The organism is Bacillus sp. SIMBA_074 (assembly GCF_046534555.1).
Taxonomy (GTDB): domain Bacteria; phylum Bacillota; class Bacilli; order Bacillales; family Bacillaceae_G; genus Bacillus_A; species Bacillus_A mycoides.
Genome location: NZ_JAWRYM010000020.1, coordinates 77,163 through 92,545, shown reverse-complemented (window position 1 = coordinate 92,545; position 15,383 = coordinate 77,163). Strand labels below are relative to the sequence as shown.

Sequence of the window (15,383 nt, the reverse complement as noted above, 5' to 3'; positions counted from 1 at the left end):
TATCAGCTGTAAATTTAGCCATAGAAAAACTGCACCTCCAATTGTTAGACTGTGTCTAACAATTGGGGTGCAGTTCAGATTGTATAGTCATCTGTTCTTTTTTTTATGGAATAAAATAAAATAGCAAAAAATATAATTGAAATTGATTCTCATTATTAATATAATGAGAATGAGAATCATTTATTGTAAGAGGGGGATGCCAAAGTGGCGAAAATTTTAATAGCGTATGCAAGTATGTCAGGGAATACAGAGAGTATTGCTGATTTAATTAAAGTAAGTTTAGATGCCTTTGATCATGAAGTAGTATTACAAGAGATGGAAGGTATGGATGCTGAAGAATTATTAGCTTATGATGGAATCATTTTAGGATCTTATACGTGGGGTGATGGTGAATTACCATTTGAAGCGGAAGATTTCCATGATGAGTTAGAAAATATAGATTTAACGGGTAAAAAAGTGGCTGTTTTTGGATCAGGTGATACGGCGTATGAGCTGTTTTGTGAAGCGGTAACGATATTTGAAGAACGTCTTGTAAAATGCGGGGCAGAACTTGTACAAGAAGGAATGAAAATTGAATTAGCTCCAGAAGATAAAGAAGACGTTGAAAAATGCAGTGATTTTGCAATTGCTTTTGCCGAGAAGTTCTAGGAACGGGAGTGTCAACGTGGAAACAATGTTAAGTGCAACTGCTATTACAAAGTTAAGAGATGGAAAGCTTTTGTTAGCTACTACATATAATGGTTTATTCATTGAAAAAGATGGAGAATGGAAACAGGCTTTAACTGGTTTCCAAAAACGAATTCGAGATTTACATAGTGAAGGTAACGTAGTTTACGGAGTAGGAGACGAAGGAGTTTTTATTCGTAGTATGAATGGTGGAGAAACGTGGACGATCCAGCGCTTTCCAACGAAAGCAACGAGCTGGAATGTATGTAGTAATGAGAATGGAACAGTAATTGCTCATGGAGATAAAACACTGTATCATTCTAATAATTTTGGTTCCACATGGGAGACTATTCAGCCATTTCTTAATTACGGTAGTGAGGCACCATCTATTCGATCATTATTTTTATATAAACATTACTTATTTATCGGTACGAAAATACATACTAAATATGGTGGTGTTTGGCTTTTTGATTTAGAGACACGTAAATTAAAAAGGATTAAAATAGCGATGAATCAGATGATTTCTGCGTTGACTATACATAATTCCTATTTAGTAGCGGCAAGTGGATCGTGCAAGGGGATTAGCGGAAATATTTCTTTTTGCAGAATAAATGAGAGTATCGAAAGTGATAAAATAGGTTGGCATACATGTCAAAGTGAACAAAAAGCGAGTAGTTATTTAGATTTAAGTGTGGATCAACATGTGTTATATACAACGTCAACGCAAAATAAGGCGGGAATTAGCACTGTTTGCCGTGTGCTTCTTGAAGAAGGAATTGTTACAGTATGTGATTCGGTTAAAGGGCATGGTTGGCGCATTGTTAATGAAAAAGAAGGCTATGTTGTAGCTGGATCAGGTGAATTAAAAACGATGCAGTGGAAAAAAAAAGCTGTATAACTTTAAAAAAACTTTACTTTTATTATATTGGTATGATATAGTTACTTTAAACCATTTTACTTTTAATAATATAGAGATTTAAATGAGCTGTAACTTCCGAGGAGGATAGCAATGTTAAATCTCCTCTGGGGTTGCAGTTTTTTAATATATGATGTATTATTGTAAAGTGGTTGAAAATGAATATGTACATATAGGTACATTGTAGGAGGATTTTTTAAATGCAAAACGGTAAAGTAAAATGGTTTAACGCAGAAAAAGGTTTCGGTTTCATCGAGGTTGAAGGCGGAGAAGACGTATTCGTTCATTTCTCAGCTATCCAAGGCGACGGCTTCAAATCTTTAGAAGAAGGTCAAGAAGTTACTTTCGAAGTAGAACAAGGTAACCGTGGACCTCAAGCTACAAACGTAAACAAGAAGTAATTATGAAAAAAAGAAGGGCTTGCCCTTCTTTTTTTTTGCGTTTTTATTGAATATCCTCCTATGTACATGTAATAATAAGACTGAATTTTTGATTTTTATGCGAAGTTTTTCATGCATAAAGTGCATTAATAAATAAATACTGAAAATAAAGTATGTGTGTGAAAAGGAATTTAGAAAGAGGTAAATAAATTGAAAAACGCTACACACTTCATTGTGTTTGATATTGAAAGGAATTTTAGGCCGTATAAATCAGAAGATCCGTCAGAAATAGTTGATATTGGAGCTGTAAAAATAGATGTGAGTACAATGAAGGTTATTGGAGAATTTTCAGAGTTAGTAAAACCAAGTGCCCCATTAACTCGTCATACAACAAAATTAACTGGAATTACAAAGAAAGATTTAATAGGTGTAGGGAATTTCCCTCAAATTATAGAGAAATTTATTCAGTTCATCGGAGAAGATTCTATATTTGTTTCATGGGGAAAAGAAGATTACCGTTTTCTATCTCAAGATTGTACATTATACGGTGTAGAATGCCCATGTATGGAAAAAGAGAGCAGATTTGATGTGCAAAAATTTGTTTTTCAGGCGTATGAAGAATTATTTGAGCATACACCAAGTTTACAATTTGCAGTGGATCAGCTCGGCTTAACGTGGGAAGGGAAGCAGCACCGGGCTTTAGCAGATGCTGAGAATACAGCAAATATCTTTCTGAAAGTATATGGCGAGAGAGATATTAACAAGCGATACAAGAGACATGGTGAGCTTGAACTTGTAAAGAACGGAAAACTAACAGAAAAAGCGAAAAAAAGGATGCGGAAATGGGTGTTTAAAGAACTGAGAAAAAATACAGAGCGTCCTTTTGTATGGAGTGCATTTGAAAGTAGTGACACGTGGGAAAGTATAACGGAAAGATATTATATAAGTGAATCCGCAGTAGAACTTCTGAAAAAACACTTTCCTACTGCGGTGAGAAAAGCGGAGCGGCAGCTTAGGTATTTGGCTGTGATGGAGAAAGTAGTAGAAGAAAGTTAGTAATAAAATTTATTTTATTCATATGTACAACTAGACTTCAGGATTAAGTTGCTGAAGTTTAGTTGGAAAATTCACGGCTTGTCCGGTATTGTTAATGGAATATTTTGTTGTTTTTAGTACGGATATACATAGAAAAGAGTGTAGTTTAATGGAAGCAATCTTTAACATTTTAACTGTTTTAGTTTTTTTGATAATATTTACCACACTATTTGCACTAATTACACTTCCTTTCATAGCAAAGAAGAAGAATTGGAAAAATCTTAATATATCTTTAGCTCGTGGTGTATTAAAGATTAAAATCGAAGAGTAAGGTAAGAGTCTTATACAAGGGAGGTGTGATAGTGATAGACTTGGAAATCAAAGATGTCACCGTACAGATGGAATTAAATGGTGTCTTTTGGAATGAGGATGGAATTGCTGAAATGATGGTGACTACAAAAGCGGAGCATTCTCTTATTCTTCGTCTAGTAGTTGACTTAGAAAGTAAAACGATTCGTGCGATGAATGCCGAGATAGTGGGTGGGTTCTGTCCTCTATGTAAACAGAAAAGGAACGAATGTAGTGAACTTAATGACGTGCAAAATAAAATGGATATTTTAGAAGAAGCCTACGATTGGGTGAGAGAGCATCCGGAATATCGTTTTCAATTATCTTTTTACGAGTACAATAAATTTGAGGTAGTAAAGTGAAATTTTCATTTTAACAACATACATAATGACTAAAAGGAAAAACACCAAAAACTTATAGAAGGACTTGGTCAACTAGAAATATTGAAGTAGATGTCTCTCATGGAAATACGCTTGTACAACAAGGAAGGAATTTGCTTGATTCTACAAGAAATGTCATCTTGGAGCAAAAATATTTTTTAAAAATAAGCATATTTGTTATAAAGAAGAAAAACCGATTCTTAGTAGAATCGGTTTTTAGTATAAATGTCAACTATGTCCCAAATAAAAGAGCGCTTGTTAATAGAGTTCAGTAAAAATAGGTATATGGAAGCATTTATTCGATCCCATTCGGATCATAAGAATACTGCTGTTTATTCTCAATCCGCTCAATTACGTCTTGTAATTCATCCGGCTTCAAAAACTCAATTGGAGAGAAGCCTTTCTCAAACGTAAGTGTATCAGCCTCAATCATTAATACATATCGGTCGTTTACCTTTGCAATATGTATTAGGTCTCCGAAATCAGCAAGCAAAGCCTTCACAGAGATATGATCTGCTTTTAGCTTTAATTCCACTTCAGGGGCGTGCTCGACGATTTGAGCGGTAGCTTCCATTACTTCTTCTGTTGAAAATTGTTCCATAATTTCGCGTTTCGGACTGGCAGCCCATACTTCCATCGCTTGGTCGAACTGTTCACGTTCTTCAGTACCTTCTTCAAATACATCTTCAATTTGGTCGTATACCATGTCCATTACTTGTGTTTTCATAATTTCAGGCATAGAGCGTTCGTATTCGACGAATTTTAAGAAGTCTTCAAAGTAGCGGGCGTGTGATGCTTGGTGTATTTTTAGTTCGCCAGGCTCCACCATACCTTCTTCAGGCATGTATGGGTACTGGATAGATTTCATATTCTTTGTTGTGATGGCCATTTCAACGTTACGAATAAGTGTTGATTCATCAGAAATGGAAGCAACCTTTGGTTCAAAGTCACATTTCATTACGAATACGAATGGATCATCAAAGTATTTGCGTAGTTTTGCTTGAGCGATTAAAAACACACCACCACGTACAGCGCTTGTGTCAAGGTATGTATAAACGAGAGGTTCGCTCATATCTTTGAAGTTTTCTTTTGTTTCTGCAAAGCGAATACGATTAAATAAGTTGTAATGAGGGTTTGAATCGAGTTCATGCCCTTCTTCTACAATAAAGCGACCGATCTTCGTTGGGGCTTGTTCTGTTTTTGCGTGACGTTCTACTTTTCGCTTTGAAATTTTTAATAATTCACCATTCAAAAATTCTTTTAAAGAGCTATCTTCATACTCTTCAGCGTCTAATGTTTGAAAATGTTTATAGCGCTTATCAACTGCTTCACCTTTTCCTTCTACTTGTACTACATAAAAAGAAAGAAAATTTATTTCAAAATCCATATTTATCACCTTGTTTCATTTCATTAACTCTTATCAGTATAGAGATGGAAAAAACTTTCGTCAATTTATATAAGGAAGGGGGAGCCCCTTCCTTATATATTTGTTATTTTCGAAATTAAAATCCGTCTTCTAATGCTGAAAATGGAATATTTAGCCTATTTTCTACTGTACGTAAACGCTGATTTAAGCGGTTTAATCTACGCGTATGACGCTCAACTGTGTTTTCTAGTTGACGTACTCTTTGCTCAAGCTCATTTACTCGTCTTTCTAATTGACGGTTTCCGGTACCAGGGAAAGAGATTGGAAGTTGAAATTGGCGATTTGGATCGTATGGATTAATTTGCTCTGTTGGATCTATATATTGTTGGTATTGTGCTTGTAAATCATATTGAGGTTGAGATCCATATTGGCTATATGGATCATAAGGATTGTAGGGATACATAAAAACTCCTCCGTTTCTTAAAGGTGGGTTGAATTCATCATAATGTATGTGCAAAAGCGGAGTAGTGGCACGGCAAATACCTATATGTGCTGAAATGAGGGGTGATTTTTCACTTTAATTTAACAATGACCAGATATGAGAGCTCAGCATTATGGTTTCTGAAGTATGTAGGTGCATAAAGAGCTGAAATAAAAATTTTTTACATTTGTATTTCATTTATTGAATGGTATATACTGGATAGAAATAGGTTACATAAAAGTTACAATCTTATCAAACTCAAAAATTTATATAAATATGTATAGACATTTACAAAAGAAAAGAGTAATTTAAATAGAGTAAAAAACTTGTAACATTTTCTAAACGTATTGTAAAATGATTGTAACAAAACACACATAAAAATGAAATAATACATAAGAAATGATGTTGGGGAAAAGGAGAGAGTATATTGTTCCGAAAAATAAAGGGTATATTAGTAGGGGTACTATGCGTAGCTGTAGTAAGTGGTTGTGGAACGAAAGTAAGTGATGTGGCATTAGTAAGTGATTTTGGTGGGAACGTTGTAGAGGCTAAGGCTGATGTACAGGATTCAATTAGCTTAGTGGATGGGCGTACTGGTACTGAAGTGAAAAAAATAGACTTATCGAGTTTAGGTTATTTTGAAGATGAGGCGAAATTCAAAAAATCGGTAACGAAGGTTGCTAGTGAAGTTGGGAAAAGCGTAGATAAAAAGATGGTTCCATCACGTTTAGCACCAGATGGAACGTGGCAAGAGGGAAAACCTTCGTATGAATTAATGGAAAAAGAGTTAGTAGACAAATTATTAAATGTAGGTATGTGGGATTCTACTTATCAGTTACCAATTGTGGAGAAAAAACCTGTCGCAACATTAGGTGATGCGCAAGGCAGTGGTACTGTAATTGGTAGATATGAAACGAATTTAGGTGGTTCAACAGGTGGTCGAATTGAAAATATTCGTTTATCTGCTCAGAGCGTAAGTGGAGTTGTTTTAGCGAAAGGAGACCGTTTCTCTTTTAATGCATTAATCGGTGATACAACGCCAGATAAAGGATATCAATTAGGTAAAGAAATTGTAGATGGTAAATTAGTAGATGGTTATGGTGGTGGCGTTTGTCAAACATCATCTACTTTATTCAATGCGGCAGATCAAGCTGGTTTGAAAATGGTAGAGAGAACTACACATTCTAAAACAGTAGGCTATGTCCCGCAGGGAAGAGATGCTACAATTGCATATCCATATTTAGATTTGGTGTTTGAAAACACAAATGATGCTCCTGTTAAGCTTTATATGGGCATACAGGGCGGGAAGTTAGTTGCTGAAGTACATAAAATGAGATAAATATCATAAGCTATAAGAATAAAAGATTGGAAGCCGGTATTTCTAAGTTTGTTAGAAGTACCGGCTTTTTGTGTACAGTTTATTAAGAATAGTAATTTTGATGGTGTATTGTTTGTATGTTCGAAAAAGGATAGAGTTTAATTCTTAGTTTTCCTATTGACATTGTTTAATTTTAACTGTATTCTTCATAATAACAACTAAATAAATGGAAAAATTTATTAGTTTTCTTATCAAGAGAGATGGAGGGACTGGCCCGGTGAAATCTCAGCAACAGGCTAAAAAAGCACTGTGCTAATTCCAGCAAACGTAAAAGGCGTTTGGAAGATGAAGGGAAATGGATTAACATTCAACTCTTCTTATATGTGTAAGAAGAGTTTTTTGTTTAGAGAGGGGGGATAGAGTGAAATTTGATGTAGCGTATTTTTTAGAAAGTTTTCCACAATTATTTAAGTATGTATACATAACTTTAGGGATTACTGTAGTTTCAATGATTATTTCTTTCTTTATAGGGATTGGCTTGGCGATCATTACAAAAAACAAAACGAAATTTTTATATCCAATTGCAAGGGTGTATATCTCTTTCTTTAGAGGGACACCGTTATTAGTTCAATTGTTTGTGTTATATTTCGGATTGCCACAAATATCTCCGGCTTTTACAGTACTTACAGCTATGCAAGCAACTTTAATTGGCCTCAGTTTAAATAATGCTGCTTATTTGTCAGAAATCATTCGAGGTTCATTAAATGCTGTGGAATCAGGGCAAATGGATGCTTGTTTATCAGTTGGAATGACAAAAGCACAAGCGATGCGACAAATTATCTTTCCGCAGGCTATTCGTGTAGCAGTGCCGTCACTTGGAAATAATTTTGTTGGATTGTTAAAAGAATCTTCGTTATCTTTTGCACTTGGAGTGGCTGAAATATTGGCACAAGCGAAAATGTTGGCTGCACAATCGTATCGTTATATGGAAAGCTATTTAGCGGTAGCGATTGTGTATTGGATTATTACAATCGTAATCAGCTGGGGACAGAAAAGGTTGGAGAAGAAACTTGATGCACCGTATTTATAAGAGAAATGAGGTGATATATGTGATTGAGTTAAAAAATTTGTATAAATCTTACAAACATAATGAAGTGCTGAAAGGAATCTCACTTACTGTAAAAAAAGGGGAAGTGGTAGTAATTATTGGACCTTCTGGTTCAGGGAAATCGACATTACTACGATGTTTAAATTTATTAGAACAACCGGATGATGGCAGTATTAGAATTGAAGATTTAGAGATTCATACGAAGAAACTTTATCAAAAAGAAATCATAAAATTACGTCAAAAAACAGCTATGGTTTTTCAAAACTATAATTTATTTAAAAATAAAACAGCATTGCAAAATATTACAACAGCATTAACGGTTGTACAGAAAAAAAGTAAAGAAGAGGCAAATGGAATAGCGAGAGAAATATTAAAACAAGTAGGCTTAGCTGATAAAGAAGATTTTTATCCGGCAATGTTATCCGGTGGGCAACAGCAAAGGATTGGGATTGCTAGAGCAATGGCTTTAAATCCAGCTGTACTATTGTTTGATGAACCGACTTCAGCACTTGATCCAGAATTAGTTAATGAGGTATTACAAGTTATTAAAGACTTGGCAAGACAACATATAACAATGGTTATTGTTACACATGAAATGAATTTTGCAAAAGAGGTGGCTGATCGCGTTATTTTTATGGCTGATGGAATTATCGTAGAGCAGGGAACGCCAGAAGAGATTTTTCGAAACCCACAAAATGAACGTACGAAAAAGTTTTTACGGCAATTAAATGCATCTGAAGAAGGAAATCATTTCGTTATTTAGGAGGAAGAGTTATGAGAAAATCGTCATTATTACTAACATTAGCATTAACACTATCAGTTGGAGCTTTGTCTGCATGTGGTTCTAATGCAGCAAGTAAAAAGACAGATGAAAAAGTAGTGAAAGTTGGGACTTCTGCAGGTCGTAGCCCATTTATATTTAAAGAGGGTGAGAAAGTAAAAGGTTTTGATGCTGAAATTATTGAAGCGGCTGCTAAAAAAGCTGGATATAAAGTAGAATGGAATGTTTCTGATTTTGAAGGATTATTCGGTTTATTAGATTCAGGCCGTATTGATACGATTGCAAATGAATTATCCGTTTCTCCGGAAAGAAAAAAGAAATATGACTTTTCGATCCCGTATGTGTATTCAGGTTCTGTTTTTGCGGTGAAGAAAAATAATAATACAATTAAATCGCTAGAGGATCTAAAAGGAAAGACTGTAGGTGTTGGACTTGGTACAGCAGGAGAGCAAGAGTTAAAAGCTTTAAATAAAAATAATGCTTTTACGATTAAAACGTACTCAGAGGACCCAACGGCGGAATTGAACGAAGTAGGATTTGGACGCGTCGATGCTTATTATAATGATAAAGTTCAAGTGGAAACAACAATAACAAAGGCGAAACTAGATAATGTCAAAGTTGGATTTGGCCCACTTGAATGGGGAGAGATTGCATTTCCATTTGCAAAAAAGAGTGAAAAGTTAGAAGATATAAACAAGGCGTTAAAAGAATTAGAGCAAGATGGAACATTAAGTGACATATCGAAAAAATGGCTAAAAGTTGATGCTACAAAAAAACAAAATTAAGGTGTATTCGTTGAATGGGCCTATTGCCTATCAACTTACATAAAAAACTAAAGGGAACTGGAGAGGAAGTTATTCATGGTACAAATTCATCCGAAAACACGTATTGGTCATGTTGCATTTAAAGTAAAAGATCTAGAGCGTCAAATTGCTTTTTATGAGAATGTAGTAGGGTTAGAGGTAAGTAAGCAAGAGGGGAATAAAGCATATTTAACAGGAAAAGGTGGTAAGAATACGTTACTTGTTCTTGAGCAGTTGGAAGATGCAGCGCGACAAGAACCGCGTACGACGGGTATATATCACGTTGCCTTTTTAGTTCCGACTCGTGAGGCTTTTGCTTCGGCATTATTTGGTGTGCTTCGTAATAAGAACGTAATAGATAGTCCAGCTGAGCAAGAAGGGCGTTATACATATTCAAATGAAATTTTGCCAATTTCAAGATTTAATAGTGCAAGTGATCATACGTATAGTGAGGCGTTTTATTTACAAGATTTAGAGGGGAATGGTATCGAGGTTTATGCAGATCGCCCTCGAGGTCAGTGGGGAGAAGGGCCAGGAGGAAGTACGCCACTTGATTTAAAAGAACTGGCAGTGCTCGTTGATTATGAGTTTGATGGCTTACCAGCCGAAACGGTGGTTGGACACGTCCATTTACGAATAGCTGATGTAGAAAAGTCACATGAGTTTTATGTAGAAACAGTAGGCTTTGAAGTGCAGCAGCGTGAAGATGATTGCTTATTTATTTCGGCAGGAGGGTATCATCACCATATCGGTGCAAATACGTGGAACGGAGTAAATAATCCGTATCCACCAGCACATGCAACTGGACTAAAAGTGTATACGATAGTACTACCGCATAAAGAAGCGTTAGATGAAGTGAAAGAAAGATTAATAGAAAAACAACATGAAATAAATGAAACTACAAATGGATTTACTGTAGTAGACCCAAGTGGTATTACAGTCCAGTTTGAAATAGAAGCAGTATAAAGTGAAACTTTAATCAGTGGGGGTTTTGTTCATCCCCCACTGATTATTAGCCTTCACCAATCGGGCGTTTATGGGCAGTTAATCTCCCACCTAACTTCTTTGTTCCAGCTGAATTTTGAGGTGGGAGTTGTACTGCACGTTAACGCGGGATAAAAGGAGCCAGAAAGTGTTTAATCACTTTCTGGCTTGTTTTTGATTATTTAGAGCTCAATCCAATACCTTCTCACAACATTACCATCTTCTTCAGTGTAATCTTCATCACGGAGACCGCCGTTATGTAAAATCGTTTTCTCTGAAGCTGTATTCACTTCGTCACAAACGACAAGTACTTTCTTGATGTTTAATTCCTTCGTTTTCTCTAATGACAACTCGAGTAACTTCGTAGCATAGCCTTTTCTTCTTTCAGAAGGGCGAATACCATAACCGATATGACCTCCAGCATTAAATAGGTGATTAGTTAAACTATGACGTATATTAACAGCTCCTATAATTCTATTTTCATCTGTAACGAGCCAATACGTAGAGTCTGGTACCCAATTTTCAGGAATATTTATTCCGTTATGTGCGTCGTGTAATTCTTGAATCATTGTCGGAAAATTAGAAGGGTCTTTTGAAATAACCCATGGAATCATCGTTTCACCGCTATCTTTCCATTCGGTATAAAAATCTAAGTATTCTTCTTGTAAATCAGTAGTAGGTGTAAGTAAAGAGACGTTCATTGTAAGTAAGCTCCTTTTATTTATGTTTTATTTCACAAAAATTACGGTATAAAGTGAAAGCGTTTTCTAACTTTCTCAACCTCATTTTATGCAATTCATATGCCATTTTTAACTGAAAATAAGTTAGACGTTGAACTTTAACGGTTTTTTGTATGAGAAGTAGGTTATTTTATTTATGTTAATATTTTAAATATTAACATAAAATCCCTGGAATATTAAATGTATTTTAATAAAATGCTTTTATATCGATGGATAGATGCATGTGATAATTTTTGTTTTATCTCTCTATAATGAATAAAAGGGGGAAGTGCTCGTGAGCTTACATATTGATTTTATTATACGAATCGGTGTTGCTGGTTTGTTAGGGGCGATAATCGGTATTGAAAGGGAAATTCGCTCAAAAGAAGCTGGATTAAAAACACATTTCCTAGTAGCGGTAGGAAGTGCTTTAATAATGGTTGTTTCGAAATATGCCTTTTCAGATATTGTATTTAAAGAACATATGGCTCTTGATCCGAGCCGGATTGCAGCGCAAGTTGTTAGTGGAGTGGGGTTTTTAGGTGCAGGGACAATCATTATTCAAAAGCAGGCAGTGAAAGGGTTAACGACAGCGGCAGGTTTATGGGCTACAGCAGGAATTGGATTAGCAATTGGAGCAGGTATGTATGTAGTAGGGATTGGAGCGATGATTCTCGTTTTAATTGGCTTAGAGATTGTAAGTCGTATTTTTAAGGTGCAATTTTTATTTCCGCAAAATATAACATTGCAAATTTGTATGAATAAACACGAAGCGTTACAACAAATAGTAGAGACGCTACAAGTGAAAGGCATTCCGATACTTTCATATGAAGTTGATGTTTTACAGCAAGAAGCGGGAAAAATCTATAAAGTAGGAATGCAACTAAAAAATATATCGTCAGAAGAAAAGAATGCATTTATTCAGCATATGCAAACATTGCCGGAAATTACGTTTATAAAGTTAAAATCATAGTGTTGAAATAGAGGATAGATGTAGCAGGAATTTCGCTATTATCTATCCTTTTTTGACATGAATCACATGTGAAGTCAAGTGTTAATTTCACTTTGAATGGATACATGTGTGAACGTTCCCTTCTTTTTTCTCAATACAGAATAAATAGTCAGAATAGTAAAATAATGGAGTGGGACACTAAAAAATGTAAGGTAGGGGAGAGCATGAAAGGCTATTCAAAAAAAGTTTTAGTAGGGGTAAGTTTTGCTAGTTTAATGTTAGGGAGTTTTCAAGGAAGCATATTGGCGGAAGATACTAAGGGAGAGCAAGTTTCTTATCGAAATGTGCTAAAAATGGAGCCGGTTGGTGTACAACTGCCAGTGCAAGAGTTAGCTCATTCATCGAAAGTATTAGAAAGCAAGTCTTTTGAGAAAAGGCTACAATTTGCTGATTTATCGCAAAGACCACCTGAAGTAAAAAAGGAAAGTAAGCAATTAGCTGTAGCCAAAACATATACAATTGCTGAATTAAATCAATTAAGCAATCAGCAGTTAGTAGATTTACTTGTAACAATCGATTGGGAGCAAATTACGGGGCTATTTCAGTTTAATAAGGACAGCCTTGCATTCTATCAAAATGATAGTAGGATGCAGGCGATTATTGATAAATTGAAGCAGCAAGGACAAGCTTATACGAAAGATGATTCAAAAGGGATTGAGACTTTAGTAGAGGTATTACGCTCTGGATTTTATTTAGGTTTTTATAATGCAGAATTAAGTAAACTTAATGAGCGGAGCTATCATGATAAATGCTTACCTGCATTAAAAATGATTGCGAACAATCCAAATTTCAGCCTCGGTACATTGGAGCAAAATAGAGTTGTATCATCATATGGAAAATTAATAGGAAATGCTTCGAGTGATGTGGAAACGGTAACATCGGCTGCAAAGATTTTTAAGCAATATAATGATAATTTTTCTACATTGGTAGATAATCTTTCAGCCGGAAATGCGATTTACGATATTATGCAAGGTGTCGATTATGATATTCAATCGTATTTGTACGATACGAGAAAAGCACCGAAAGATACAGTATGGTACCAAAAAATAGATAGTTATATTAATGAGTTAAGTAGATTTGCGTTAATGGGAACGATTACAGAGAAAAACGGATGGCTTATTAATAATGGCATTTATTATACAGGTAGACTCGGCACATTCCATAGTACAGGGACAAAAGGATTACAAGTTGTAACAGATGCGATGAAAATCTATCCTTATTTAGGTGAGCAATATTTCGTAGCAGCTGAGCAAATTACGACGAATTATGGCGGGAAAGATGCAAACGGTAACGTTGTTAATTTAGATCAAATACGAGAAGATGGGAAGAAAAAGTATTTGCCGAAAACGTATACGTTTGATGATGGTGCAATTGTTTTAAAAGCGGGAGATAAAGTGACTGAGGAGAAAGTTAAACGTTTATATTGGGCAGCAAAAGAAGTGAAGGCCCAATTCCATCGTACGGTTGAAAGTGACCAACCGTTAGAAAAAGGAAATCCAGATGATGTATTAACGATGGTTATTTATAATAGCCCGTCTGAATATCAATTTAATCGTCAATTGTACGGGTATGAAACGAATAACGGCGGTCTTTATATAGAAGGAACAGGTACGTTCTTTACTTATGAACGTACGCCACAAGAAAGTATTTATAGTTTAGAAGAATTGTTCCGACATGAATTCACGCATTATTTACAAGGTAGATATGAAGTGCCAGGACTTTGGGGACAAGGTAAGATGTATGAGAATGAGAGATTATCTTGGTTTGAAGAAGGGAATGCTGAGTTTTTTGCAGGTGCAACGAGAACGGACAACGTCGTTCCAAGAAAGAGTATTATAGGAGGACTATCTTCGAATCCCGCAGAACGTTATACGGCAGAGCGAACGTTAAATGCAAAGTATGGAACGTGGGATTTCTATAATTATTCCTTTGCTTTACAATCGTATATGTACAATAAGAGATACGATATGTTTGATAAAGTTCATGATCTTATTAGGAAAAATGATGTAACAGCATATGATGCATACCGCTCTGCTTTAAGTAAAGATGCGAATTTAAATAAAGAGTATCAAGACTATATGCAAATGTTAGTAGACAACCGTGAGAAATATAATGTTCCGTTAGTGTCAGATGATTATTTAACAACTCATGCACCGAAACCAGTTTCAGATATTGCCGCAGAAATTACAGCGGAAGCAAAATTAAGTAATGTATTAGTAAAGAAAAATAAATCACAATTCTTTAATACATTTACACTGCAAGGAACATATACAGGTACTGCTGCAAAAGGAGAAAATGAAGACTGGAAAACAATTACGCAAAACGTTAATGATACGTTAAAACGTTTAAGTGCAAAAGAATGGACAGGCTATAAAACAGTAACAGCTTACTTCGTGAATTACCGTGTAAATGCATCAGGGCAATTTGAATATGATGTTGTGTTCCACGGTATTAATACAGAAGAAGGTGCAGTAAATAAAGCGCCGGTCGCGGTTATAAATGGTCCGTATAGCGGACATACGAATGAAGCGATCTCGTTTAAAAGCGATGGATCAAAAGATGAAGATGGGAAAATTATTTCTTATAAATGGGAGCTTGGTGATGGTACTGTAAGTAATGAACAAAATCCAACTCACGTTTATACAAAAGAAGGGACGTATACAGCGAAATTAACAGTAACAGACGATAAAGGATTAACTAATACTGCTACAACAAGTGTAACGGTTCAAAAGAAAGAAGATAACAGTGTAGAAAAAGAGCCAAATAATTCATTCCAAACGGCAAATAAACTGCAGTTAAATCAAGTTTTACGTGCTAGTTTAGGAAACGGTGATACGAGTGATTACTTTGAAATAAATATAGAAACTGCGAAAAACCTTCAAATTAATGTAACGAAGGAAAATAATATCGGAGTAAACTGGGTTCTTTATTCAGAAGCAGATTTAAATAATTATGTTACGTATGCACAGCAACAAGGAAATAAATTAGTAGGTAGTTACTATACGTATCCAGGGAAGTACTATTTACATGTATACCAGTATGGTGGTGGAACAGGGAATTATACGGTAGAAGTGAAGTGAAAAGAA

General features: G+C 35.3%; 15 protein-coding genes and 1 riboswitch. Of the genes, 12 read left to right on the top strand and 3 right to left on the bottom strand.

Features of this window, described 5'->3' with window-relative positions; all coding sequences use genetic code 11:
- Positions 1-204 precede the first annotated feature (204 nt).
- The 5 genes from SB773_RS20125 to SB773_RS20105 all read left to right on the top strand — a co-directional run bounded on the left by SB773_RS20125 (position 205) and on the right by SB773_RS20105 (position 3,707).
- A complete protein-coding gene (locus tag SB773_RS20125; RefSeq protein ID WP_131245336.1) occupies positions 205-648 on the top strand; it encodes a flavodoxin in 444 nt (147 codons plus the stop codon).
- 16 nt (positions 649-664) lie between these two features.
- The gene (locus SB773_RS20120; protein WP_002087724.1) at positions 665-1,564 is read left to right on the top strand and encodes a WD40/YVTN/BNR-like repeat-containing protein; all 900 of its coding nucleotides are present in this window, start codon (positions 665-667) and stop codon (positions 1,562-1,564) included.
- 218 nt (positions 1,565-1,782) lie between these two features.
- Positions 1,783-1,983 (top strand): cold shock-like protein CspB, encoded by a 201-nt coding sequence (gene cspB, locus SB773_RS20115; protein ID WP_001179147.1) that lies wholly within the window; start codon positions 1,783-1,785, stop codon positions 1,981-1,983.
- Between the two features lie 189 nt (positions 1,984-2,172).
- The gene (locus SB773_RS20110) at positions 2,173-3,018 is read left to right on the top strand and encodes an exonuclease (protein WP_289404362.1); all 846 of its coding nucleotides are present in this window, start codon (positions 2,173-2,175) and stop codon (positions 3,016-3,018) included.
- A gap of 341 nt (positions 3,019-3,359) precedes the next feature.
- Complete coding sequence (locus SB773_RS20105) at positions 3,360-3,707, top strand: hypothetical protein (RefSeq protein ID WP_002087722.1); 348 nt, start codon at positions 3,360-3,362, stop codon at positions 3,705-3,707.
- A 313-nt stretch (positions 3,708-4,020) separates the two neighbouring features.
- Here SB773_RS20105 and SB773_RS20100 read toward each other — a convergent pair whose 3' ends face one another.
- A complete protein-coding gene (locus SB773_RS20100; protein WP_002014380.1) occupies positions 4,021-5,112 on the bottom strand; it encodes a DUF3900 domain-containing protein in 1,092 nt (363 codons plus the stop codon).
- Positions 5,113-5,227: 115 nt separating this feature from the next.
- Positions 5,228-5,554: a hypothetical protein gene (locus SB773_RS20095; protein WP_410591690.1), complete on the bottom strand. Its 327-nt coding sequence runs from the start codon at positions 5,552-5,554 to the stop codon at positions 5,228-5,230.
- 445 nt (positions 5,555-5,999) lie between these two features.
- Here SB773_RS20095 and SB773_RS20090 point away from each other — a divergent pair, with 445 nt between their 5' ends.
- The 5 genes from SB773_RS20090 (at position 6,000) to SB773_RS20070 (ending at position 10,548) form a co-directional block, all read left to right on the top strand.
- On the top strand, positions 6,000-6,911 hold the full coding sequence (locus SB773_RS20090) for a VanW family protein (RefSeq protein WP_410591688.1): 912 nt from the start codon (positions 6,000-6,002) through the stop codon (positions 6,909-6,911).
- Positions 6,912-7,135: 224 nt separating this feature from the next.
- Positions 7,136-7,242, top strand: a riboswitch (SAM riboswitch).
- Between the two features lie 69 nt (positions 7,243-7,311).
- Positions 7,312-7,980: an amino acid ABC transporter permease gene (locus SB773_RS20085; RefSeq protein WP_002066492.1), complete on the top strand. Its 669-nt coding sequence runs from the start codon at positions 7,312-7,314 to the stop codon at positions 7,978-7,980.
- A 19-nt stretch (positions 7,981-7,999) separates the two neighbouring features.
- On the top strand, positions 8,000-8,761 hold the full coding sequence (locus tag SB773_RS20080) for an amino acid ABC transporter ATP-binding protein (protein ID WP_410591685.1): 762 nt from the start codon (positions 8,000-8,002) through the stop codon (positions 8,759-8,761).
- An 11-nt stretch (positions 8,762-8,772) separates the two neighbouring features.
- Entirely contained in the window at positions 8,773-9,564 is a 792-nt protein-coding gene (locus SB773_RS20075) for an amino acid ABC transporter substrate-binding protein (protein ID WP_002066495.1), read from the top strand.
- Positions 9,565-9,639: 75 nt separating this feature from the next.
- Complete coding sequence (locus tag SB773_RS20070) at positions 9,640-10,548, top strand: VOC family protein (protein WP_410591683.1); 909 nt, start codon at positions 9,640-9,642, stop codon at positions 10,546-10,548.
- A gap of 200 nt (positions 10,549-10,748) precedes the next feature.
- On the opposite strand, the gene SB773_RS20065 is transcribed toward SB773_RS20070, so the two are convergent.
- Positions 10,749-11,267, bottom strand: coding sequence for a GNAT family N-acetyltransferase (locus SB773_RS20065; protein WP_131245340.1), 519 nt, complete (start codon positions 11,265-11,267; stop codon positions 10,749-10,751).
- A 313-nt stretch (positions 11,268-11,580) separates the two neighbouring features.
- Here SB773_RS20065 and SB773_RS20060 point away from each other — a divergent pair, with 313 nt between their 5' ends.
- Both SB773_RS20060 and colA read left to right on the top strand, forming a co-directional pair.
- Positions 11,581-12,258 carry an MgtC/SapB family protein gene (locus SB773_RS20060; RefSeq protein WP_060749161.1) on the top strand — a complete coding sequence of 226 codons (678 nt, stop codon included), beginning with the start codon at positions 11,581-11,583 and terminating at the stop codon, positions 12,256-12,258.
- Positions 12,259-12,461: 203 nt separating this feature from the next.
- Positions 12,462-15,377 carry a collagenase ColA gene (gene colA, locus SB773_RS20055; RefSeq protein WP_410591680.1) on the top strand — a complete coding sequence of 972 codons (2,916 nt, stop codon included), beginning with the start codon at positions 12,462-12,464 and terminating at the stop codon, positions 15,375-15,377.
- Positions 15,378-15,383 lie beyond the last annotated feature (6 nt).